The sequence below is a fragment of the Photobacterium leiognathi genome (assembly GCF_030685535.1).
GTDB classification, from domain to species: Bacteria; Pseudomonadota; Gammaproteobacteria; order Enterobacterales; family Vibrionaceae; genus Photobacterium; species Photobacterium leiognathi.
In genome coordinates, this window is sequence record NZ_CP131599.1 from 147163 (window position 1) to 167818 (window position 20656).

General features: G+C 37.4%; 25 protein-coding genes. 12 read left to right on the forward strand and 13 right to left on the reverse strand.

Annotated elements, in window-relative coordinates; translation table 11 throughout:
- Window positions 1-18 precede the first annotated feature (18 nt).
- Both Q7674_RS00695 and Q7674_RS00700 read right to left on the reverse strand, forming a co-directional pair.
- Window positions 19-735, reverse strand: a complete 717-nt coding sequence (locus Q7674_RS00695) for a helix-turn-helix transcriptional regulator (RefSeq protein WP_305422240.1) — start codon at window positions 733-735, stop codon at window positions 19-21.
- 374 nt (window positions 736-1109) lie between these two features.
- Entirely contained in the window at window positions 1110-1535 is a 426-nt protein-coding gene (locus Q7674_RS00700) for a PNPOx family protein (RefSeq protein WP_045066459.1), read from the reverse strand.
- Window positions 1536-2355: 820 nt separating this feature from the next.
- Between Q7674_RS00700 and Q7674_RS00705 the strand changes: the two genes are divergently transcribed.
- Genes Q7674_RS00705 through Q7674_RS00715 form a run of 3 tightly spaced genes read left to right on the forward strand, consistent with a single transcriptional unit; the run spans window position 2356 to window position 5134 of the window.
- Window positions 2356-2802: an SEL1-like repeat protein gene (locus Q7674_RS00705; RefSeq protein ID WP_237156811.1), complete on the forward strand. Its 447-nt coding sequence runs from the start codon at window positions 2356-2358 to the stop codon at window positions 2800-2802.
- A gap of 29 nt (window positions 2803-2831) precedes the next feature.
- Window positions 2832-4220, forward strand: coding sequence for an IS4 family transposase (locus Q7674_RS00710; RefSeq protein WP_305422587.1), 1389 nt, complete (start codon window positions 2832-2834; stop codon window positions 4218-4220).
- A complete protein-coding gene (locus Q7674_RS00715; protein WP_237156772.1) occupies window positions 4217-5134 on the forward strand; it encodes a tetratricopeptide repeat protein in 918 nt (305 codons plus the stop codon). Before Q7674_RS00710 ends, Q7674_RS00715 begins: the two co-directional genes overlap by 4 nt.
- Before the next feature lie 62 nt (window positions 5135-5196).
- Here Q7674_RS00715 and Q7674_RS00720 read toward each other — a convergent pair whose 3' ends face one another.
- From Q7674_RS00720 to Q7674_RS00730, 3 genes are all read right to left on the reverse strand, one after another.
- Complete coding sequence (locus Q7674_RS00720; protein ID WP_023934964.1) at window positions 5197-5565, reverse strand: DUF333 domain-containing protein; 369 nt, start codon at window positions 5563-5565, stop codon at window positions 5197-5199.
- A gap of 43 nt (window positions 5566-5608) precedes the next feature.
- A complete protein-coding gene (locus Q7674_RS00725) occupies window positions 5609-5884 on the reverse strand; it encodes a putative hemolysin (protein ID WP_043129502.1) in 276 nt (91 codons plus the stop codon).
- Window positions 5885-6120: 236 nt separating this feature from the next.
- Entirely contained in the window at window positions 6121-6576 is a 456-nt protein-coding gene (locus Q7674_RS00730) for a hypothetical protein (RefSeq protein WP_023934961.1), read from the reverse strand.
- Window positions 6577-6651: 75 nt separating this feature from the next.
- Here Q7674_RS00730 and Q7674_RS00735 point away from each other — a divergent pair, with 75 nt between their 5' ends.
- On the forward strand, window positions 6652-7320 hold the full coding sequence (locus Q7674_RS00735) for a CatB-related O-acetyltransferase (RefSeq protein ID WP_045065810.1): 669 nt from the start codon (window positions 6652-6654) through the stop codon (window positions 7318-7320).
- A 424-nt stretch (window positions 7321-7744) separates the two neighbouring features.
- Window positions 7745-8950 carry an acetate/propionate family kinase gene (locus Q7674_RS00740; protein ID WP_045065808.1) on the forward strand — a complete coding sequence of 402 codons (1206 nt, stop codon included), beginning with the start codon at window positions 7745-7747 and terminating at the stop codon, window positions 8948-8950.
- A gap of 312 nt (window positions 8951-9262) precedes the next feature.
- On the opposite strand, the gene Q7674_RS00745 is transcribed toward Q7674_RS00740, so the two are convergent.
- The 5 genes from Q7674_RS00745 to Q7674_RS00765 all read right to left on the reverse strand — a co-directional run bounded on the left by Q7674_RS00745 (window position 9263) and on the right by Q7674_RS00765 (window position 11923).
- Window positions 9263-9556 (reverse strand): hypothetical protein, encoded by a 294-nt coding sequence (locus Q7674_RS00745; protein WP_146146575.1) that lies wholly within the window; start codon window positions 9554-9556, stop codon window positions 9263-9265.
- Entirely contained in the window at window positions 9540-9689 is a 150-nt protein-coding gene (locus Q7674_RS00750; protein WP_155395158.1) for a hypothetical protein, read from the reverse strand. Before Q7674_RS00750 ends, Q7674_RS00745 begins: the two co-directional genes overlap by 17 nt.
- Before the next feature lie 55 nt (window positions 9690-9744).
- Complete coding sequence (locus Q7674_RS00755; protein ID WP_045065804.1) at window positions 9745-10119, reverse strand: hypothetical protein; 375 nt, start codon at window positions 10117-10119, stop codon at window positions 9745-9747.
- Window positions 10120-10522: 403 nt separating this feature from the next.
- Entirely contained in the window at window positions 10523-10954 is a 432-nt protein-coding gene (gene soxR / locus Q7674_RS00760; RefSeq protein ID WP_045065803.1) for a redox-sensitive transcriptional activator SoxR, read from the reverse strand.
- A 405-nt stretch (window positions 10955-11359) separates the two neighbouring features.
- Window positions 11360-11923, reverse strand: coding sequence for a TetR/AcrR family transcriptional regulator (locus Q7674_RS00765; protein ID WP_045065801.1), 564 nt, complete (start codon window positions 11921-11923; stop codon window positions 11360-11362).
- Window positions 11924-12061: 138 nt separating this feature from the next.
- On the opposite strand from Q7674_RS00765, the gene Q7674_RS00770 reads away from it, so the two are divergent.
- Together Q7674_RS00770 and Q7674_RS00775 are read left to right on the forward strand one after the other, a co-directional pair.
- A complete protein-coding gene (locus Q7674_RS00770) occupies window positions 12062-12523 on the forward strand; it encodes a DUF417 family protein (RefSeq protein ID WP_045065800.1) in 462 nt (153 codons plus the stop codon).
- A 16-nt stretch (window positions 12524-12539) separates the two neighbouring features.
- Window positions 12540-12785, forward strand: a complete 246-nt coding sequence (locus Q7674_RS00775; RefSeq protein WP_045065797.1) for a hypothetical protein — start codon at window positions 12540-12542, stop codon at window positions 12783-12785.
- Between the two features lie 48 nt (window positions 12786-12833).
- Here Q7674_RS00775 and Q7674_RS00780 read toward each other — a convergent pair whose 3' ends face one another.
- Window positions 12834-14213, reverse strand: a complete 1380-nt coding sequence (locus Q7674_RS00780) for an endonuclease/exonuclease/phosphatase family protein (protein ID WP_045065796.1) — start codon at window positions 14211-14213, stop codon at window positions 12834-12836.
- A gap of 261 nt (window positions 14214-14474) precedes the next feature.
- Here Q7674_RS00780 and Q7674_RS00785 point away from each other — a divergent pair, with 261 nt between their 5' ends.
- The 3 genes from Q7674_RS00785 to Q7674_RS00795 all read left to right on the forward strand — a co-directional run bounded on the left by Q7674_RS00785 (window position 14475) and on the right by Q7674_RS00795 (window position 16912).
- Complete coding sequence (locus tag Q7674_RS00785; protein ID WP_045065794.1) at window positions 14475-14726, forward strand: hypothetical protein; 252 nt, start codon at window positions 14475-14477, stop codon at window positions 14724-14726.
- Window positions 14698-16338 (forward strand): SgrR family transcriptional regulator, encoded by a 1641-nt coding sequence (locus tag Q7674_RS00790; RefSeq protein ID WP_045065793.1) that lies wholly within the window; start codon window positions 14698-14700, stop codon window positions 16336-16338. Before Q7674_RS00785 ends, Q7674_RS00790 begins: the two co-directional genes overlap by 29 nt.
- A 145-nt stretch (window positions 16339-16483) precedes the next feature.
- Entirely contained in the window at window positions 16484-16912 is a 429-nt protein-coding gene (locus Q7674_RS00795; RefSeq protein ID WP_045065791.1) for a VOC family protein, read from the forward strand.
- A 486-nt stretch (window positions 16913-17398) separates the two neighbouring features.
- On the opposite strand, the gene Q7674_RS00800 is transcribed toward Q7674_RS00795, so the two are convergent.
- Window positions 17399-17695, reverse strand: a complete 297-nt coding sequence (locus tag Q7674_RS00800; RefSeq protein ID WP_023934930.1) for a hypothetical protein — start codon at window positions 17693-17695, stop codon at window positions 17399-17401.
- 527 nt (window positions 17696-18222) lie between these two features.
- On the opposite strand from Q7674_RS00800, the gene Q7674_RS00805 reads away from it, so the two are divergent.
- Both Q7674_RS00805 and Q7674_RS00810 read left to right on the forward strand, forming a co-directional pair.
- Window positions 18223-18762 (forward strand): hypothetical protein, encoded by a 540-nt coding sequence (locus tag Q7674_RS00805; RefSeq protein ID WP_023934928.1) that lies wholly within the window; start codon window positions 18223-18225, stop codon window positions 18760-18762.
- 250 nt (window positions 18763-19012) lie between these two features.
- Window positions 19013-19444 carry a prepilin-type N-terminal cleavage/methylation domain-containing protein gene (locus Q7674_RS00810; RefSeq protein WP_023934926.1) on the forward strand — a complete coding sequence of 144 codons (432 nt, stop codon included), beginning with the start codon at window positions 19013-19015 and terminating at the stop codon, window positions 19442-19444.
- Between the two features lie 191 nt (window positions 19445-19635).
- Here the strand turns inward: Q7674_RS00810 and Q7674_RS00815 are convergent, their stop codons facing one another.
- Window positions 19636-20433 (reverse strand): substrate-binding domain-containing protein, encoded by a 798-nt coding sequence (locus Q7674_RS00815; RefSeq protein ID WP_045065789.1) that lies wholly within the window; start codon window positions 20431-20433, stop codon window positions 19636-19638.
- Window positions 20434-20656: the final 223 nt, after the last annotated feature.

Genomic DNA, 20656 nt, shown 5'->3' on the forward strand with positions numbered 1-20656 from the left:
CTGCTCTTTTTATTTTTGTTAGTCTTTTAATACAATTGAAAGTTGTGTTCTTAACATACTTTCTGGAATATTCGAACCATAGCCTAACTCTAATGCTAAATCTAAAAGTTCGCCTTTAGAATTAGCATTAAATTTTTCACGTAAGCGTAGAACATAATTCTCAATTGTTTTTACCGCGACCCCTAGTGTTTTGGCTATGTACTGGGGTTTCTTACCGTATAAAAGAAGAAATAAGACTTCTGACTCACGTGTATTTAAGCCAATATCTTCTTTTTTGATATTAATTTTTAACTGTGATGGATCTTGTTGCTCTTTTGTCAGGCCAATTGCACGGCAAAGCCAGTAGCTAACTTCTAGAACGGCGGTATCTTTTAGCTCTATGCCTGAAAATATAGTGCCAATAATATGGTTATTATGGTCGCGCCATGGTGTTTTGGTAAAAAGGTGAGCACGCCATTTCCCATCATGATATGGGTGGATATCTAGTACCCTGATAGTTCTGCCTGTTTCAACAACCATTGAATCTTGCTCAACGTATTGTTCGGCAGATTCGGCTGTTGTAGCTGGCATTTGATGATCAGTTTTCCCTATGCAATCTAAATGATTATCAAAACCGATCATTTTTGCATATTCAGGGTTTGCATAAACAAATGTCGAGTTTATGTCTTTACACCCCCAGCAACCAGGTAATTGGTCGAATATTTGGGGTGAAAAGGGGGCGTTTTTATAATTCATATATTGCCTAAAAATACAGCCAACACTGACATTTTAATAATTAAATTGATTTTGTAAATATATAGGTGTCAAGGTGCTTATATATTAGGCATAAAAGCAAAAAAAGCTTAGTCGTAAAGACAAGCAAAACAAGAATTGGCTCAAAAGAGCATAATTCTGTACGACGTGTAGAAGAGGTAATCAGAAAATATAATTGAGGGTACATATTATAATTTTCTGATTGATCCTTTCGGATAATGCTGGTTTTTCAGATGAAAACACCTGATAACCAACGCCGATAACTATAACTAAGCTTCTATTAACAAAATAGGGGGGAAATCACCTATTGACAAATACATAAAATTGAAATCTATGCTTTTGAAAAATAAATGAAGCTAATTTCTTTGCCAACTAAGCTTAAATCCAAATTTTATACGATTATCTGTCATTTTTAATTCATTTAGCGTTATTTTCCAGATTTTTGATGGGATATTTTTTGCGATAGGAAAATGTTGATTGTAGATATTTACAGCAGTTTCCTCTTCGTTATTTTCCAGTAAATCTATTTTCCCCGCAAACTGAATGCCCTGAATATCTGCGATGTTATCGGGTTCTGGTGCGATAGTACCTGATATAAATTTATTACTTATCATTAACTTACCATGTCTGCTCTCTGGCGAACTCATGATATATAACACCATGGTTTGAGCGTCGAAAACATAATAGCAATTAGCGCACCATAGCTCGTTGTTGAAGGTAGCGCATAGTGTTAGTAGGTGGTGCTGCTTAATGAATGTAGCAATGTGTGCTTGAGGATCCATACTCTGCGCGTTTCCTTAATCGTGATTTTTTGGGGTTTTATTTAAAATCGACTTTACCATTAACAGTTAATGGTATGCGATAACTGAATACTTGTGCTTTTACATGATCATGGCATTGATAGTATTAGAGCGTCATTCTTAACTTGTTGTTTTTATAACGGAACGATGATCATGAGTGACTAATTAACGGGTGATGTAAAATGGATTGGAAAGATGATCAAGGGCTGATCCATTGCTTTTTTGGCAAAAAATAGCTAAAAATCAATAGATTTTAATCAGCCATTAGATGTTATGAAGATCATTTTTACTATTATTATCGGAAGCATGATCAAGGTTAATTTTGAATAATGAGTTATATCTTATAACTATATGATTTAAATAAATCTTTAGAATAAAACATCACTGTAAAAATACGATGATCTTTCTCTTTTAACTCTATTTCTTGAAATAATGCTTCCTTGATCATTGTTCTGAGGATCTTCTTATCTATTTATTCAACATCTCACTAATGAGATACGTTCGTATGGTTAGGATAGTAAAGTAACTCGATCCTCAATGTGATTTTTTATTCTGCCTCATGTCCAGTAAGTTAGGCGGTGGCGATATTTTGTGGTCACTGAATGGCGCATTATTAGGCGGTGAATCCGGTTTAGTGGTTTATCGGGTGAAAATTAATAATTAGCCTGTTGGCTAGTTTGCAATGGTGTGAGCATCAATCACGGAACAATGATCAAGGTCTAATGCTGACAGTCAAAAGCTTTAGTTTATTGGCTGTTAGCCGATAATCATCAATAGTATTCCACCATATGATAGAGGATGTATGTCTCATCTAATTTGGCTGTTTATTATTCCGATTATCATTCTAGGGTGGTTGATTTCACGCTATTTTGTGACGCAAAAAACACAGCAAACAGAAAAGCAGCAGCAAGTTGTTAAAGATATTAAATACCGACAAGTATTGGAAAAAGCAAAACAAGCAGAGCGTGAAGAAAAGATCTATAAAGCCAGTACGGGGCATATACCTAGCCAATTATCGTTAGCAAAAGAATATGAGATCACTAACGTTAAAGAAGCATTAGTTTGGTATGAAAAAGCGGCAGAACAAGGTAATGAAATTGCACAATACGCCTTAGCACGTTTATATCGTCGCGATAGTACAGATAAGCAAGCAACACTAAAGGCTAACTATTGGCCTGTCTCTTATACACAAATCCCTAAGCCAATGCTTGGGGATTTTTTTGAACTAATTTTATGTTTCATGATCTGATCATCTAAGCAATGATAAGGATGATTATGATGACCTATATAGAACCAACTCTTTGGGCTCAAAAACAATTCGGTCAAGCCGATCTTAATGACCCAAGACGCACTCAAAGACTCGTTGCTCTAGCTACCTCTCTGGCTGAACAACCTGGTATCCCTATCTCAAAACTCATCATCTCCCCAGCCGATATGGAAGGGGCTTATCGCTTTATTCGTAATGACCAAATCAAAGCAGAAGATATTGCAGAAGCTGGATTCTATGTCACAGCACAAGAAGCTTTTGAACAACAAACACTGCTTGCATTGGAAGATACCACTTCTCTAAGTTACTCACATCACAGCATACAAGATACACTCGGGCATTCCAATCAAGGTAATCGACACCGAGCAATGTTCGTTCATTCAACGTTGCTTTTTGCTCCCGAAACTCACACTGTAGTTGGTTTAATCGAACAACAACGCTGGACCCGAGATATTGAAAAACGTGGTCAAAGACACCAGCATGCAACTCGACCATACAAAGAAAAAGAAAGTTATAAATGGGAACAAGCATCTCGCCATGTTGCAGAGCGACTAGGCGAGAAAATGTCAGAGGTTATTTCTGTATGTGATAGAGAAGCCGATTTATTCGAGTACCTCACTTACAAGCACGAGCAACAACAACGATTTATCGTTCGCTCAATGCAAAGTCGCTGTATCGAGGAGCATGATAATCGTCTTTATGACTACGCTTCCAAGTTGTTATCAGCAGGAAGCAAAGAGCTAAAAATACCGCAAAAAGGCGGTCGTAAGTCCCGCACGGCTCATCTAGACATCAAATATGCTCCCGTGACACTTAAGTCTCCCGCTAATAAAAAAGAGTTCGATAATATCTCTCTCTACTATGTTGGATGTATAGAGCAAGGTGAGAGTGACGACAAGCTCGCATGGCATTTACTGACATCAGAGCCTGTAACGAACAAAGAGGAAGCACTTAACATCGTCAGTTATTATGAGCGTCGTTGGCTGATAGAAGATTTTCACAAGGTTTGGAAAAGTGAAGGCACGCAAGTTGAACAACTGAGAATGCAAAGTAAAGATAACTTAGAAAGGCTCAGTGTTATTTTGGCATTTATTGCTACTCGTTTACTCCAGTTAAGATTTATGAACGAATCTAAAGAGTTATCTAGTAGCTGTTGTGAACGGGTGTTAAAAGGTAAAGCGTGGAAGCTTATGTGGTTAAAATTGGAGAAGAAAAAGCTGCCCAAAGAAGCACCAAATATATCGTGGGCTTACAAAAGTATTGCACGGTTAGGTGGTTGGAAAGATACCAAGCGGACGGGTCGCGCTTCTGTAAAGACATTATGGCAAGGATGGTTTAGGTTACAAACCATCCTTGAAGGATATGAACTAGCTAAGTCTCTTGAACACAATGACTTGTGATCAAGAGACAGAACTATTGGCAGGCTTTAATTGATGCGAAACAAAATACGCCTGAAACATTATTTTATTTTGGCCTGCTTTTGATCCAAGGCAAAGGGGTAGAAGCGAACAGTGAATTAGGGATTGAGAATATTTTGCAAGCAGCGGAATTTGATCACCTACCTGCCTTATTGTTTCTATCTGAATGGTACGCGGTTGAAGATACTGATCATTATTTGCCGCAACAAGCCTTTCATTGGCGATTGCGTGCTGCTAAGCAGAACGATGTTGACGGCATTATGAAAACTGCGTTTTGCTATCAAACTGGCTTAGGTGTCGACACTGATCCGCTAAAAGTTAAGTATTGGTTAGAGCGAGCCGCTGAGCATGATCACCCTGAAGCGCAATATTTAGTAGGGAAGATGCATTTAGGGGCGACAGCGAATGATGCTGCAGTCGCGTATATTTGGTTTTCGATGGCGTATGCAAGTGGCTATCAAAAAGCGAGACAAGCAAGGGATCAAGCGGCACCACATATTGGTATAGAGTCCATTCTCAATGTGCAAAATATTGCCAAAGAAGTGTATAAGGCTTTAAAGCAGCAACCTGTTCCGCCACATACCATTATTGCGCTACTTGATAGTGTTTATGCTCGTGATGGCTATCGTCCAACCATGGCTGATATTGATTTACTGTGTGAAGAAGCATTATTTATATGTCCTACGGCAGGTGCAATATTAGATAATACCGAAACCAATGTTGAAGATAATATAGAAGCAGTGAAAGAAGATGTGGACGATGAGAAAGCGTCCACTGTTGCGCCTAAACCGCTAAGTACCGATGATTGGGGCGCACAATGGTCAAGCCCATCATTAGATATTCCAAGTTCTTCTCAAACCATAAAAGAGACAGAAACAAAAACAGCCCAACCGTAGTTGAGCTGTTAGCTAATAAAAGAAGGAGCAAGGGGGAAGTGCTCCCTTCTTTTATTTAGGTATTACCAAACTTTGTAGCCTTTCTTCTTGCTACATTTGTGGTGGTAGAAATCGTGTAGCTCACAAGTGGTACCCCATTTAGTGAACTTACAAGAATTACCCGTTACGTAACCACCTTTGTTGATACAGTGCTCAACCATGCGCTGCTCACGTGTTTTACCTGATGGTTTACACTCACCACGCATAAAAGCGAACTCTTCACATGCGCTACCGTCGTTAAATACACAGTAACCCACTTGACCGTTACCACCCATAGGTGTGCGCAGTTCAACACGACCGCCATGGTGTACACAGTACTCAGACGCTGGGTTGCCATGTGCAAAAACAGAGCTTGAAAGTAATAGACCAACAACTAATAGTAACTTTTTCATGCTTACCTTCCGATATTTGTTATTCAGTAATGAAAGTGATTATTTATTGTGTCGCGCCATAAACGATGGGTGCATCTGCGCCTGCTTTACAGGTACCGCGTTTAAATGCCCATGCATCACATTGGCTTCCGTCGTGGAAACGACATAAACCAGTTTCACTTCCATCCATATTTTTTCTCGTCAAGAACTGACCGCCATGATCGACACAGTAACTAGCAGCGGGATTCGCCATATTTGCATTTGATGGAATCGGAAGCGCTTTACAGCCGATTAACGATGTTGAAGCGAGTAGAGAAAGTAATAGTAATTTCTTTTTCAAAATCAGATCCCTTAGTTAAACCGTGGCTGGGTGTTAGTAACGAGTTATTCATTGGGTGAATAAGTTGAGGGTATTCTCGTTTTAAAACACTGTTCTTTTGTCAGGAAAATGAAAGAGTATAGTTATTAAACTGTTAGAAATAGAGTGTAAAAGTGCTTAGGGGATATGGTTTTATTCTATTTATCAATAGGTTGATAAAGCAAGGTTTGAGTGTAAAACCTTGCTCTTATAATAGGTTATGCGTATTTTTTGATAAATGCAGTCAATACATCAAGGCTGTTTTCCTCATTGCGTTGCTCTGCTAACAAATAATCATAAATAGCATTTTCATGATCCGCGACAAGGGTAAAGAGGGCTTGGTGCTCGGTCGCTTCATTGGCTTGCTGTTGGTAGCGTTGTTGATAAGGAGCTACCCACGGCACCATGGTATCAACTAATTCTTTCCACGGTAGTGATAACCATTTTTCAGCATCTGCTAAGCCTTTCTCCGCCATTGCTTGATCATAGTCTGCGCAAGGGTGTCCCAGTGCTTCAAGTCCTAATTTCAGTCGCTTGGCTGTAAGCTCTTCTACTTTTATTAATGTTTGCCATTTGTCGTTATGGCTATCGTCACTATACTTTTCAGCAAAGGTTTTAAAAAAAACAATACCGTAAAGTTCACCTAAATAAGCGGTATAAAGTTGAGCAATCATTGTTATTAGATCCTAAGTGATTTTTACAACGAGATAATACGCTGTTTATTGAAATAAGAACAAAGAAGGTTTGATATGGAATCGACTATTTTTCCCTCTTGGTTAGGAGGGTACGAGATCAAACGCCACATCACTAATCCTAATATAGATGTTGGTGACTATAGTTATTATTCTGGTTATTACCATCAACACCATTTTGAAGATCAATGCGTCCATTACTTACTGGGAGATAAATCTAGTGCAGAAGTGTGGCAATCAGGGATCTTTGGTGAGGTTGATAAACTCATTATTGGTCGTTATTGCTCCATTGCTTCAGGCGTGGTGTTTATGCTGTCTGGTAATCAAGGTCATCGGCACGATTGGATTTCCACCTTTCCTTTTGATTACCAAGAATTTGGTGAGCAGGTGCAATCGGGGATCAAGCGAGCAGGTGATACCGTCGTCGGTAATGATGTATGGCTTGGTGCGGAATGTGTCATTTTACCGGGAGTGAAAATCGGTGATGGTGCGGTTATCGGAACTCGGGCTGTAGTGACGAAAGATGTTGAACCTTATGCTGTGGTGGTCGGCAATCCAGCACGTTGCGTGAAAAAACGTTTTGCAGAACCACAAATAGCGATGCTACTTGAAATGCAATGGTGGCATTGGTCTAAAACTGAGTTAAAAGGTGCAATGTCACTAATGTGTAGCGAGCAAGTCGATGCGCTTTATCAATATTACTTAACTCACATCAAAAAAAATTGAATTTAGCAAAAAATCTCACAAATATTCTATCAAGGATTAATAATTCCCTTGTGGAGCGCTCTTCTTATTCTCTTTCGTTATTATAAGTCACTAATACAATGCAAGATTACATCAAGTTACAATTCTTAGATGCTTGAAAGTGCTTTTTTATGGTTTACTCTACGGTAAATACTCAACTAAATTTGAATGATTGGTGCATTTTTATGCGGCTGAAATCAATTTCTAGTTAAAAAATTGATCTAAACCAGTAAAAAATCAATTTTTGAGTTTTTTTTAAAACAAAAGTTGAGATTTTCAAATAAAATTGAGTAAGATGGTTAGGCAAGCTTGTTGATAGATATATTTTTCGACATTTTCAGTAAGCTGGCTTCAAGGTGGATAGCAATATCCGAAATTTGCCCTTAAAAATTCTGATGAGATAACCATGAGCAATTCTTTAGTTCTTGTAATCAATTCTGGTAGTTCTTCACTTAAATTTGCTTTAATTGATACTGTCAACGGTGAAGCTACGTTAAGTGGCCTTGGTGAGTGCTTTGGCCTCCCTGAAGCAGTAGTAAGCTGGAAAGTAAACGGCGAAAAACACGAATTCAAATTAGACGGTTTAGAAAACCACCACCAACAAGCCGTTGACCGTATCGTAGCGCTTGTTGAAGAGCTAGGTCTAAAAGAAGACATCGTGGCTGTAGGTCACCGTGTAGTTCAAGGTGGTAACCTATTTGCTCACACAGTAAAAATTGATGAGCAAGTTATCGCTGATATCGAATCACTAAGCGATTTAGCACCGCTGCATAACCCAGCCCACGTTATTGGCATGCGTGCAGCAAGCAAAGCATTCCCAACATTGTCTCAATATGCGGTATTCGATACAGCATTCCACCAGACAATGCCTGAAAAAGCATATACTTACGCTATTTCTCAAGAAGTTAGCAAAGAGTACAACATCCGTCGTTACGGTTTCCACGGTACTAGCCACTACTTTGTAACGCGCGAAGCGGCAAAAGTGGTTAACAAGCCTGCTGACGCATCAAGCTTTATTTCTGTTCACCTAGGTAACGGCGCATCTGTATGTGTAGTTAAAAACGGTGAAAGTATTGATACCTCAATGGGTTTCACACCGCTAGCTGGCCTAATGATGGGTACACGTTGTGGTGATATCGACCCAAGCGTACTTGAGTACCTACTAAAGAAAGGCTGGACTAAAGAACGTCTAGAGAAAGAGCTAGTGACTAACTCTGGCTTCCTAGGTGTATCCGGCTTTACAAGCGATTGTCGCGGTATTATTGAAGCGATGGAAGATGAAAATCATCCACACCACCACGGTGCTAAGCTTGCGTTTGAGCTATTTACTTACCGCGTAGCAAAATACATTGCATCATACATGGTTGCGCTTGATGAGCTAGACGGCATCATTTTCACTGGTGGTATCGGCGAAAACGCAATGCCAATCCGTAGTGAAATTCTTCGTCTAATGAAGATCTTCGGTTACCAAGAAGATGTTGAAGGTAACGCTGCAGCACGTTTTGGCGCTCAAGGTATTATTACTAAGCCAAACACACCACTTGCAATGGTGATCCCAACAAATGAAGAGTGGGTAATTGCAAAAGAATCAATGGCATTATTGCACGCATAAACTGCAGTAACGCAATGATTTTCCGAGTGGAACGGCTCGGGTGATACTTTGGTTTGGAACCCCAAAGTATATGGAACGGAGAAACGGCTCTTTGCTTAGGCATCGAGCCGTTTTTTCGTTTTGATTATTACCAGAAAATACTATCTATCTTTTAAAAGCTATACATACCCACAGCTATACATACCCATGAGCTAAGTTATTTATGGACAAAAGCTTCTTAGATAAGTTGCTCTATTAGGGCTGGTAGGTATTAGATAAAATAAGGATAGGTATCGGCTACGTGACACTTATCCTTATTTGTTAAATGGCTGCCTAGTCGCTTAACTTAATGTCTTCGCTAATTAACTTTTCAATTTCAACTGATAAGGCTTTAGCAACCTTAACCTTATCCATCAGGTCGAAACGTTGCTCTTGAGTTATTTTGGTGGAATTCAAATCTGCAATATAAAAACATTGATCGAAATAGTTTTGTAATTTGTCAGCAATTTTCTCACAAAAATAAAAGCGAGCGTTTCGCGAGCCATAATAAAATTTATGTATGTGATCTCTTTCTGCTAAATCTTCTTCTTGCTCCATATGCATTTTCAGCTCAAAAAAAAGCATCATAAATTTCCTTTTTATGACCATGTAGACTAATTTTATTAGCCTTATGGGCTTCACTCCATGCCCAGCGAGCGTATAGTGCTGATAATGCAGCAACTAAAATCGTTGCAAAGGCAAACCAATCACTAGTATTCAAATTTAACTCCAAATCAAATATTACACATGCCATTTAACGCAAGATTATGAAACCGTCACACCAACTTTGACAGTTGCATTAGCAATTCTATTAAGATTTCTGACAACCGATCTAACTCTGGTAGATTAGGGAATATTTCAGTCAAGTAACTATGTGCGGTTACAACTAAATCTGATTCATTCAACCAACGTTCAAGGCCATCACTGACTAGATCTCGGTTGGACTCAATAAAATCCTGTATATCGTTCTTTTCACGCTTTTTAAGTTCTTCAGTAGCTTCAACAATACTAGTGAACTTCTCCAAAATCGTGACTTCTAGTTGCTCATAGTCCACTCCGTTCGTTGTCACCTCAAATCGTTCTGGCTTTTTACCTGCCTCAGTAACAACTTCGAATACCTCTACCGACTTTCTATAATACTCTTCTGCCAATGTAGCCTCCTTGTTTCATAAAAACTTATTAATAAGCATTCTTACTTTTACAGCAAATTATACTTCTAAAACTCAGTGGTTTTAATTAATTAAATTAATAATATCAGTAGCTTAATTGCATTATTTTATTTCAAAGTGTTTATTGAGAACGTTGAGAGTAAGAAATGTATTTAATCCGTCTTATTTAAAACAAAACTAATCCAAAACCACGTTAATAAAAAATGAATGAGTATTTGATCTAATGTTTTGAGGCAAAAACGAGTTAAGAAGTGCTAGTTGCATGAAAACTGAGTGGAAGGTATGCGGTAGGGCACTGATGCTTAGCGACTGTTTTAATTTTGATAAGTTATGCTCCGTAAGATACAGCTATAGAGTTTTCTCTATTAATGCCCGTTTATTTCTTTCATTTTGGGGCGCTGAGTTTTGCTCCAGCCGTCGTGATCCCATTGCTGTCGTTATTGTTATACAGTGCGCAACTTTCCATTGATAAACAGCCACACTGAATACAACTCCCTAACTGAGTTTGAAGTTGCTTTAATTCATGCATTTTTTCTTCAAGCTTCTGATGCCAAATCGTAGACAGTTGTTCCCATTGTTCTTTTTTCACATTCTCATTTAATGGGATATGAGCTAAGGCTTGTTTGATTTCTTGTAGTGTTAAACCGACATTTTGTGCTGCTTTAATTACAGCTATACGGCGCAGTACAGAGCGCTTATAGCGACGTTGATTGTTCGCCGTTCTATAACTAATAATCAGTTCTTTTTGTTCGTAAAAATGTAACGTCGAAACACTGACTCCTGCGCGTTTCGCAACTTGTCCTACACTCAATTCCATGTGTTACTCGTCTAATTCGGTTTGAAACAACTATGCCATTGTTAGGGAAAGAAAACATAAAGAAGGGGAAAATGTTTGATGTCATCAAGAAAAAGAGCCACATAATGTGTGACTCTTTAGAAAAATTATGGCGTATCCGTTTTACTTTTTGTCTCGTCTTTCACTTGTTTTATGCAACAGCCATCAATACTGTCTTTTTTCGCTTTAATGGAAAGCTGGATGTATAAAAAAACGACAAAAAACAGAAACAAAACTAGAGATATAACAACATAGAGTGGGAGTAGTTCGCTTGTGTCCATAAATACCGCCTAATTAAATGATAGTCGTTATCATTTAATATACGCGATAATGGCAAGAGTGCTATTTTGTTTTGACCTCAAAAATGCAAATAAAATAATCGCAGTATTAGCTTTTTAATATCGCAGTCAGATACATGTCTTTGGCGATTGGGATTAGGGACTGATCTTCCGTAATTTGCAAAGTAGCAAGTAACCCATTGAAAATAAGTTCGGCTTGTTTGGCCTTGTATGTTGGGTCTTTTATCCCTTCGTTCTGCAATAATTCACCTAACATTGTCAGTCGTTTTTGTTTATAGCCGCTGCAAATTTGGCCGATATTAGGATCTATTTGATTAAATTCGCTGTAAGCCAATTGAAAATAGCAGCCATGAAAAGCATGTCGATTAAACAAATCTAACAGTCCATCAAATCGGCTAGATAGCTTTTGCTCTAACGTTAGGGTGTTATCATGGTAAAGTAACTCCAGTTTTTCAATCGCTTGTTGACTAAAGATGGCTAGCGCTTCGGCTATTAAATTCTCTTTTGAATTGAAGTACTTATAAATAGTTGCTTTCGATACACCTGTTGCTGACGTGATGTTGTCCATACTGGTGCCATGAAAACCATATTTAGAACATAACTCAATGGTTTTATTGATAATATTTATTTTCTTTTGTTCTTGTTTGGACATAAATAGCTACCTCAATCGTCATTGCTTTTTATTTTATCAAACTAAACTGTTTAGTTCAAAATTGTTGACAGGTGTTAAATTAATACATAAATTAAACTAAACCGTTTAGTTTGATTTTGTTTTTGGTAGGTAAATAATATGAATAATATAAAACAGCAGTCATCGGGTTGGGTTAAGACGCCTTTAAGCTATAAAACTGGCGTTTTCGGTGTTGTTTTACTTTTACTGTGGATCGGTATTTTTAAATTCACTCCCGCAGAGGCAGCAGCAATAGAGCCATTAGTGAAAAATCATCCGTTTATGGGCTGGCTATATAGCATTTTATCTGTTCAGGGCGTTTCAAATTTAGTTGGTATCAGCGAAATCATCATTGCGTTTGGTTTGATTTACAGCTTCTTTAATCCAAAAGCTGGGGTGTTTTTCGGCGCTCTAGCGAGTGTCCTTTCAATTGTGACGTTAAGCTTTTTATTCACAACGCCTGATACATGGAAAATGGTTGATGGTGTTCCTACGACATCATTCTTTTTAGTGAAAGATATTTTATTCCTAGCGGTATCGTTACAAGTTGTTGAACAAAATAAGAAATTACTTTCTCTGTAGTTAAAAGGAAATGAGTATGAAAACTGTATTTAAAACATCAATCTTAGCGGCTTTTATTTTCTTCTTTAACTCTATGGCATTGGCTAAAGATGGTGATTTCAAAGGCAATGTTAGCTTTGATACGATGAATGAGAATCAAGTATTAAGTTATCGTTATATGGAAGGTAAAACGGCAGAACGCTCGCATTCAGGTGTGGTGTTTGAGCCTAATGCCGCTGCTTTATCATTTGAAGAAAAGTTACTGTCTGCTGCGGATAAATGATAATGAGATAAAAAAGCCGATCCGATGATCGGCTTTTATCGTGATGGATTAGTTAAAACGGGCTTTTAGCCATACCATACGATGATCTGATGAAATATCTTTGCCCTTACCTTTACCAATGCGCTTATCGTTCATCAGTAAATAGCCAGCTTCGTTCGGCGCAGGCCAATAAACACCAGAATCAACAATGTTTAGATTACTTGATGGAATAGCGTGATCCACTTGTAAACCAAACGTACTGGTTAGACGATCTGGGTGTGGGTTATCTTGGCGACATTCACCACTTGGGAAGCAGTATTCAGCACCAAAGCTTGTTGGAACATAAGCGCCATTGGTGGCTTCTTGATTCACTCGCTGATGCTTTAATAAGGTATCAATGGTTTCGATAAAGCCGTCACCTGCTTCAGGATCTGCATTCAGATCGCCCACAATCACAAACTTGGCGTTATCCGCTAGGCCGCCTTTTGTGCCTTTGTCATCGTAAATGAACTCAGCACCATCGATATAGTCAGTCCAGAATTGGATTTCATCACGGTTTTTCAGTTTGTTATTTTCAGTCACTGTATCAAATACTGGTGGTGTCGGGTGTGACATTAGAATATGTACTACTTGATCACCAGAAGGTGTTGGAATAATGATTGGCGCATCAACATGGTTTTTCGATGATAAACGTAATTGTTGCCACTCAGCATCGCTATACCAGTTATCTCCACAACTCATGCCTGCAGGGATTTTATTTTTTTCATCATCACAGTTGTTGATCACAGGCATGGTTGCTGTCGCTAAGTCTTTCCATTTGAAGGTTTGGAAAGTACGAGTGTTTTTATTATCAATTTTAAATTGAGACATGAGAGCAAACGCATATTGACCATGGTATTGACCAAAGCCCCACGCATCATTTGGGCCGCTATTTACTTTCCCGTCGTTATTAAGATCCAAGCCACTCATTAAACCTGTGTTCGTTGCATAGCTCTCGGCAAATGGATAGTGAATTGGCGATAGGGTGTCACCACCATCAATACTATTTAGGCTTTGACCTACTGATAAGTAGTTATCTTGGAAACCCTTTAAGGCGGATAAGTCATCGCCTGTACCGTCGTTATTGTATTCTGCCAGTAAAATAATATCAGGACGTTGGCTTTGAATAATGGCTGCAACGTTTCTTATTTGAATGATCTTTTGTGCTTTTGCTTTGTCATCAGCACTTAGCGTATTGGCAATAAAACCATCGACTAATGCTTGTTGTGCTGAAGGTGTTGTTTGCATCTCATCGACAAGTTGTTCAAACGTAAAGCGGTCAAATGAAAGGTTAAAGGTCGCAACGGAGACTTCGCTTACTGGGATCACATCGTTGTCGCTTTCAAATACACAGCCTGTTAATAAAGCAGATGAAATCGCAACAGCAGCAAGAGTTTTAATAAGTTTCATTCAATCATCCATATTATTGATAGAAATATCATTGGGGAGTTACCGTGCTGCATAGTAACCTTCTAGTTACAAATTAGTGTGACTTGAACACGATTTAATGCAATTAACAGCAAACGTTCGCGTTGTTTTGGTGGTTTTTTCGCTAAAGATCTCAAAAATTGATGCTATGGGCGTTAAAACCGGAACAGTCTCTTTTTTTGTTCCGTTTTTAAATGGGATAAGGCTCCTAAAATGAAGTTATTAAATGACAGGAGCTAAGACATGAAATTCTATAATCAAATTAAAGAAATTATTAATGCATCAAAATGTTATGACAAAAAAACAGGATGGCTTTCACGTTTGATATATATTAGTCCAGAGCAGCGATTAGAAAGGCTGAACATTATTTTTGGCTCAGAGCAGTTTTCTAAAGCCAAACCGTTAACGCTTAGTCAGCAAAAGAAGTTTAATGATAATTATCTAAAGTCACGCAAGGATCCTTCTGATGAGTCGACGAAAACTGGAACTATATGAAAATATATTTAATCGTGTAGGTCCTGGTAAAAGTAACGTCACTATCGTAGAGGTGGCTGCATTTCTTCATTGTAGTGAGCGTCACGCGAGAACCTTATTAAATCAAATGACGACACTTGGTTGGTTGACTTGGTCTCCAACGGTAGGGCGAGGTAACAAAGGGATCCTTAATTGTTTACTTGAGCCGATACAGGCATGCCATAAAGAGATTGATAAAGCGAACGACAACAGTAATCTCGATTTAGTTTATAAGCTGGTGGGATTTAATGGGCGAGATACGGCTGCTGGGCTGTGGCAATATTTATCACAAGCTGTGACAGAGAAACACAACACCATCCTTGCACCTTTTCATCGCTGTATGAAAACGTTACATCCACATTTTGTTACCGAGCGTACTGAGCGTCATTTTATCTCGGAAATTTATCAAACCTTAGTTGAAGAAAAAGCTAACAAGGTGGCTGGCAATTTAGCGCATTTTTGGGAAAGAAATAAAAATCATACTGTTTGGACCTTCTATCTTCGTCCTGAAACCCAGTTTCATGATTTGTCGCTATTGACGGCAGATGATGTGGTGGCAAGTTTTAAAGGACTTATTCATTCAGCGCAATGGCAGCGATTGTATGATCATATTGAGAAGGTGATTGCTGTTTCTTTTGATGTGGTTGAAATTCATTTATCTGCTCCAGATCCTTTCTTCACTCAATTATTATGTCGTGCTGAAACGGCAATCATGCCAAAGCAGTTTGTATTTGCTAATGAATCAAATTTTAAAGCCATTGGCTCAGGACCTTTCTCGTTAGCAGTCAATTCAAACAAGTTAGTACGCTTACAGCGCTTCTCACAATATAACCGTACATCAGCATTAATAGAGAAAATTGAATTTTGGATCCATGAGAATTGGGCAGAAAGAAAGAAGTGTTATCAGAACTTTTTCTTTTTAAATGACAGTTTAAAAGTATATGAAACAGCCTGTGATTATGTCGGTTCGTTTTATTGTTTAATCGCCAATAAGCAATTACAAAATCAAGATGTTAAACAAAACTTAGCAGCGGCATTTTTAGGAAATCAGACTCAAGCAGATACGCAATATTCTGTTTATACGATAAGTCATGAGAATAATCGAGAATGTCGAGAGTACGCGAAACAGTTACTGAGCTATTTTGATAATTCGCATCCCCCTCAAACTCTGAAGATGAAAGAAGTAAAGTTTGGTCAGTTTCTTGATGGGCTTGATGTGTCGATTTTAGGGGTGAGAAAGGAAGATAATAAGTACACCAGTTTGTTTGCTTTCTTAAAGTTATACCCGCACTGGGCATCGGCATTAAGCTTTACCCAGTATGATCACCTACAACAGCAGATTGCTGCGATACGGATTGAAGTGGATGCGGTACGTCAGCAAGCATTGATTAGCCACGTTATGGCATGGCTCGAACAACAACATATTTTGTTTGAAATAAAGCGTGAAGGGTTAACTCTTACTGTGCCAGAGCAAATACAAGGTGTGGAGATCAACGCGAATGGCTGGTGTAACTTTTCTAAGCTGTGGATCAAACCAAGTAAAGAAAAATCTGGAGTAACGAGTTCAATGGAAAGTTTGATCGCTAAATATTAGTGAAGACGAGGAGGGAGAACTCCTCGTTTTATATATGTAAGTAATGACTTGTTGTTAAACAAACAATAATAAACCTTCTTGACCTCAAGTTAGCTTGAGGAATTAAAGTGGCGGCATACTTTAATAACAACAAGGAAATAACGTCATGAACGGATATGTAGAACACATCAACATACAGGTGTCTCAGCCAGAAAAAACGATCCATTTTTTATTAACAGCGCTACCTGAATGGACGATTCGTGGAGAAGGAAAACTTGATGATTGGTTTGGTCAACCGATGCATTGGTATCATATTGGTGATCAAGAAAGCTACGTGGCGATATGTTCAGGGGGAGAAGGTCAGATTCCCGACTGGCAAGGAAGTGCATCAGGTATAAAGCATGTTGGTATTGTCGTTGAAAGTATTGACGCTATTATCTCTAGGCTTAACAAAATAGGTTATGAGGTTGATCATTGGAGTGGCGAGCACCCTTATCGCCGCAGTGCTTATTTTATTGATGATAATAATTTAGAGATCGAGTTTATTGAATATTTTACCGATGAGCGCGTACTTAGAAATGATTACAGCCAATAGAGTGGCATAGCATACTGACAAAAAAGGAGAGAATACCATTTCTCTCCTTTGTCTATTTCGTAAGTGGGTGCTTTATCAAGATCTAAACGAAGTTTAGGAGTAATTAACTCATTATTCTGAAGTAGAAATAACACTTGATATAATTCTTTTGAACCAGTAAAAATACTTTATCCGATATTTTAATTACACTCAGCATTTCTTGTTGAAAAGGCAAGTGTATTTTTATTATGTAATTATATGTTTGATAGATATTGAAAAATTTATTATAGATGCATAAATAAAAACAGATGCGTTAGGTGTTCAATATTTCATTTTTATAAAAAGTCGCAAAATTAATTTATAAAATTAAATTCGATGTTTTTTATAATATGTATAACCAAGAGCATATTTATGCATATTAGTTTGGAGGCAGTAAATCAATGTCAATAGATTTAATAATCTATATCAATACCAGTTCAATGGTTGAACTGGTATGAATTATACTAATTATTTTTCTAATGAAATATCTGTTTTATTGATCGAGAGAAATGGTGTGATACATTTAGTGAACTCTATCAATTGTTGATGCGGGACCTCCCCAATTTCTTGACTACTTCCATCTGTAACACTGAAATCTTTTATTGTAGTTTTACCATTTTTGACATCAAAATTGATAGCCATACGATAACTATCATTGGGCAAACTACTTGCACATTGTGTAATTGACTTCATTTGTGTATCTGTTGTTTGTGCATGACCAATGATAGGCACTAATAAAAATAATAAAGCGAGATGTTGTTTCATTGTTGTATTCCTTTTGATAACGATAAATGCGTATTTTGTGTCTTCTTGCCTTAGCTGTGACGTAATCTACTCCATTCCTATTCGTTATTGCAATAAATATTTATTGTTTTTCGATAATTTTATATTGTTAAGTAATAGTGGGAATGAAAGAGAACGTGTTAAGATTAGCTGAATAGTTAAGATGAAATTTATATCGGAAGAGTGTGCGAAAATGTTTATAAGAACAATCAGTGCGCATTTATAAAAATAGTGCTATTTAATCGTATTTTGTAAGTTGAAGAAGTGTTGGTTGTTATAGTCTGCATGAAACACTTAATTTATAGAGGTGTATTTTCCGGTAGTTAAAAATGAGTTTATGTATGACTGGGACTATAAATGTGAAATATTTGACTCAAAAAAATATGTGGAAATAAGTAATTTCACAGATAATCACGCTTTCTTTTTCTTTAATAGTATTTCAAAAAATATATTGTTTTCATATAAAAATACTTCTTATTGAGTCAATTAAACTTACAGGGAGTTATACTATGAAAATAAAGACTTTATTGTTTTGCGTTATAGTGATTTCAAGTGTAATTACACCAACTAAAGCACATTACCTTGGTTACGAGCATATCTATTCAATGTTTGATAAGTCTAACCAATATATTGAAATCGTTCGTTCAATGGATGATCTTGAACAAATACTTTATTGTTTAGACGCAGATTTGTCGACAGGAGTGCGATCAATCTCTTTATTACGTAGTGGGAAGTATGTTTATCGTAGTCATAACAACTCCAATATAACGGTGATTGAATATGATAAAGAAACGGGATATTTTTCATCTAAAACCAATGGTTATGATATATCAAAGAAAGAAAAAGTCACTATACGTCATGTTTTAGGAACTGTTGTTCGACAAGGAAATACATTGACTTTTACACATATAATTAGAGGTCATAATTTACTTCCAGTTAATAAAAAATTAATTATTGATGTCGTTGAAGGTAATTTAGCCATTAAAGATTTAGTGGGTGATAACATGAGGACTTACACAAAAGTTTTGGAATCTTCTCCGTTAAAGTAAGATTACATGTCTGCCTGACTTTTCACGACAATAATTTGAACATTATCACGTTTTTTACATAAACTCTTATTTTAGTGAAATACTTTGTGTTCATTCACGGTTCTATTTATCGATATCTCAGTTTGAAAGGAAGAAACTAAAATTAGTTAAACATAGTAAAGATGTAATGGTAACAAATGATAAGGCTCGTGAAATGTACTTCCAAATTTAGTTGTCACGTTTTGGGTTTAAGTGTCTATAGAGGAATAAAATGAAACGCCATAATGGTTTTACTTTAATTGAGATGATCATCGTTATAGTCATTTTAGGGATATTGTCGATTGCGGCAGCGCCTCGTTTTTTTGATATCATCAGTCAAGCTCGGATAGCAACACTTCAGGGAATAAAGGGGTCTATGCAAGGAGCCGCTGATATTGCAAATGCTAAATCACTTATAGAGAATATAACTGATGGATTTCTGAGCAATGGGGTTAAGATCGTGCATGGTTATCCAACGGCAGATCCTGATGGCATAATTCTAGCCGTTGATGTTGATGGTGATTTGTTCAAACTTATGATTAAGCCTAGCGATGCTGATATTGCATGGGGGTTCAGCCCAACAGCAACAACTTGCTATGTTGGATACAGTGCTCCTAGCGCGCCTGGTGAAACTGCAACAACAATTGTTAATACTGATTGTTAAAGTAAAGAAACTGATATTATAAATAGATTCCAGAATTGGATTATCGTGATTTCACAACAGTTATAAATTGTAGATTTTTACAGTTTCTCTCAGTGTCTATTTGATCGTAATAGAATTATTAGATAATGGTTACAAATAACCACCGCAATATCGCGGTGGTCTTGTGAGTTAACTTACTTTAGATATAAAAACTAGCGAATAAGATAATACTTTTCAAAGATCTTATTGGCTTTTCCGCTGATAAGATACTCATAGAATCTGTTTGTCTCTTCCGATACATCATTTCTTTTTGTAATGGTTATAGCTCTATAGATCCTTCTACTTGGTTCTATATTTACGACATCTATTTTTTGAGAATGACTAGCATACCATTCAGGCCAAGAGATCCATGCGTCGGCATAGGTTTTATCAAAATATTTAAACGCGTCGCCGCTTCCTTGTCCCTGATAAATGATCTTCTTTCTAAACTTATGAATATCGTCAAGTTTACCTTCTCTTCCAGCAATATCTTCCCAAATACCAGTCCCTGAAGTCAGTGTATTTAAAGTTTGGTTATTGACTACAACCTTATTTATATCGTCTCTATTAATCAGATCAGAAAAGCTCTCTATCTTATTTGGGTTACCTTTTTGCACTATGATAACCGCTGGTCTTAGATAAATCGCAGATGTACTTTTATTATTAAAGCCATAGTCTTTAAATTGCTCCATCAATGTAAAAGTCACATGTTCTGATGTGCCCCATAAGATATCAGCACCTTTTTGCTGACAATCCGTGCTAATACTTTTCGCGCATTCTTCCCATTTCTTTAGTGGTCCATAAATGATGTTTATTTTCACATCTCTATTTTCATCAAGAGACATGAATGCAGCCGCAGCCTCTTCAAATGCATGATGCGGACCTCCCGCGCCATATACATTAATAGTACCTGCATATGAAGATAAACTTACCGTTGCTATTAGTGCTGTCATCAATATCCGAGAAACCATTAATTACTCCTTTCTCTCAGCTTGTTATAAAGGCTGAGGTAAATGACCGAGTAATGTTATCTCTCATTTCATTGGAATAAGGAAATATATATAGTTTAAAACTAGCTTTATTGAGCTTGAGTGAATTATTTTTAGGGAACACAAGTACCAGCGAGTTCACATGGTGGTAAACCACAATCTTGTGCGTCTTCTGGGCATGTAAGTGTTGATGTACTACAAGCTG

Bases quoted from the DNA above. Each gene is read 5' to 3' on its own strand.
- Q7674_RS00805 (WP_023934928.1), top strand. From the start codon at position 18,223: ATGAAAATAAAGACTTTATTGTTTTGCGTTATAGTGATTTCAAGTGTA.
- Q7674_RS00730 (WP_023934961.1), bottom strand. From the start codon at position 6,576: ATGATTGCTCAACTTTATACCGCTTATTTAGGTGAACTTTACGGTATT.
- Q7674_RS00795 (WP_045065791.1), top strand. From the start codon at position 16,484: ATGAACGGATATGTAGAACACATCAACATACAGGTGTCTCAGCCAGAA.
- soxR (WP_045065803.1), bottom strand. From the start codon at position 10,954: ATGGAATTGAGTGTAGGACAAGTTGCGAAACGCGCAGGAGTCAGTGTT.
- Q7674_RS00720 (WP_023934964.1), bottom strand. From the start codon at position 5,565: ATGAAAAAGTTACTATTAGTTGTTGGTCTATTACTTTCAAGCTCTGTT.
- Q7674_RS00695 (WP_305422240.1), bottom strand. From the start codon at position 735: ATGAATTATAAAAACGCCCCCTTTTCACCCCAAATATTCGACCAATTA.
- Q7674_RS00815 (WP_045065789.1), bottom strand. From the start codon at position 20,433: ATGGTTTCTCGGATATTGATGACAGCACTAATAGCAACGGTAAGTTTA.
- Q7674_RS00705 (WP_237156811.1), top strand. From the start codon at position 2,356: ATGTCTCATCTAATTTGGCTGTTTATTATTCCGATTATCATTCTAGGG.
- Q7674_RS00785 (WP_045065794.1), top strand. From the start codon at position 14,475: ATGAAATTCTATAATCAAATTAAAGAAATTATTAATGCATCAAAATGT.
- Q7674_RS00740 (WP_045065808.1), top strand. From the start codon at position 7,745: ATGAGCAATTCTTTAGTTCTTGTAATCAATTCTGGTAGTTCTTCACTT.
- Q7674_RS00735 (WP_045065810.1), top strand. From the start codon at position 6,652: ATGGAATCGACTATTTTTCCCTCTTGGTTAGGAGGGTACGAGATCAAA.
- Q7674_RS00780 (WP_045065796.1), bottom strand. From the start codon at position 14,213: ATGAAACTTATTAAAACTCTTGCTGCTGTTGCGATTTCATCTGCTTTA.
- Q7674_RS00710 (WP_305422587.1), top strand. From the start codon at position 2,832: ATGACCTATATAGAACCAACTCTTTGGGCTCAAAAACAATTCGGTCAA.
- Q7674_RS00765 (WP_045065801.1), bottom strand. From the start codon at position 11,923: ATGTCCAAACAAGAACAAAAGAAAATAAATATTATCAATAAAACCATT.
- Q7674_RS00745 (WP_146146575.1), bottom strand. From the start codon at position 9,556: ATGATGCTTTTTTTTGAGCTGAAAATGCATATGGAGCAAGAAGAAGAT.
- Q7674_RS00770 (WP_045065800.1), top strand. From the start codon at position 12,062: ATGAATAATATAAAACAGCAGTCATCGGGTTGGGTTAAGACGCCTTTA.
- Q7674_RS00775 (WP_045065797.1), top strand. From the start codon at position 12,540: ATGAAAACTGTATTTAAAACATCAATCTTAGCGGCTTTTATTTTCTTC.
- Q7674_RS00800 (WP_023934930.1), bottom strand. From the start codon at position 17,695: ATGAAACAACATCTCGCTTTATTATTTTTATTAGTGCCTATCATTGGT.
- Q7674_RS00700 (WP_045066459.1), bottom strand. From the start codon at position 1,535: ATGGATCCTCAAGCACACATTGCTACATTCATTAAGCAGCACCACCTA.
- Q7674_RS00810 (WP_023934926.1), top strand. From the start codon at position 19,013: ATGAAACGCCATAATGGTTTTACTTTAATTGAGATGATCATCGTTATA.
- Q7674_RS00790 (WP_045065793.1), top strand. From the start codon at position 14,698: ATGAGTCGACGAAAACTGGAACTATATGAAAATATATTTAATCGTGTA.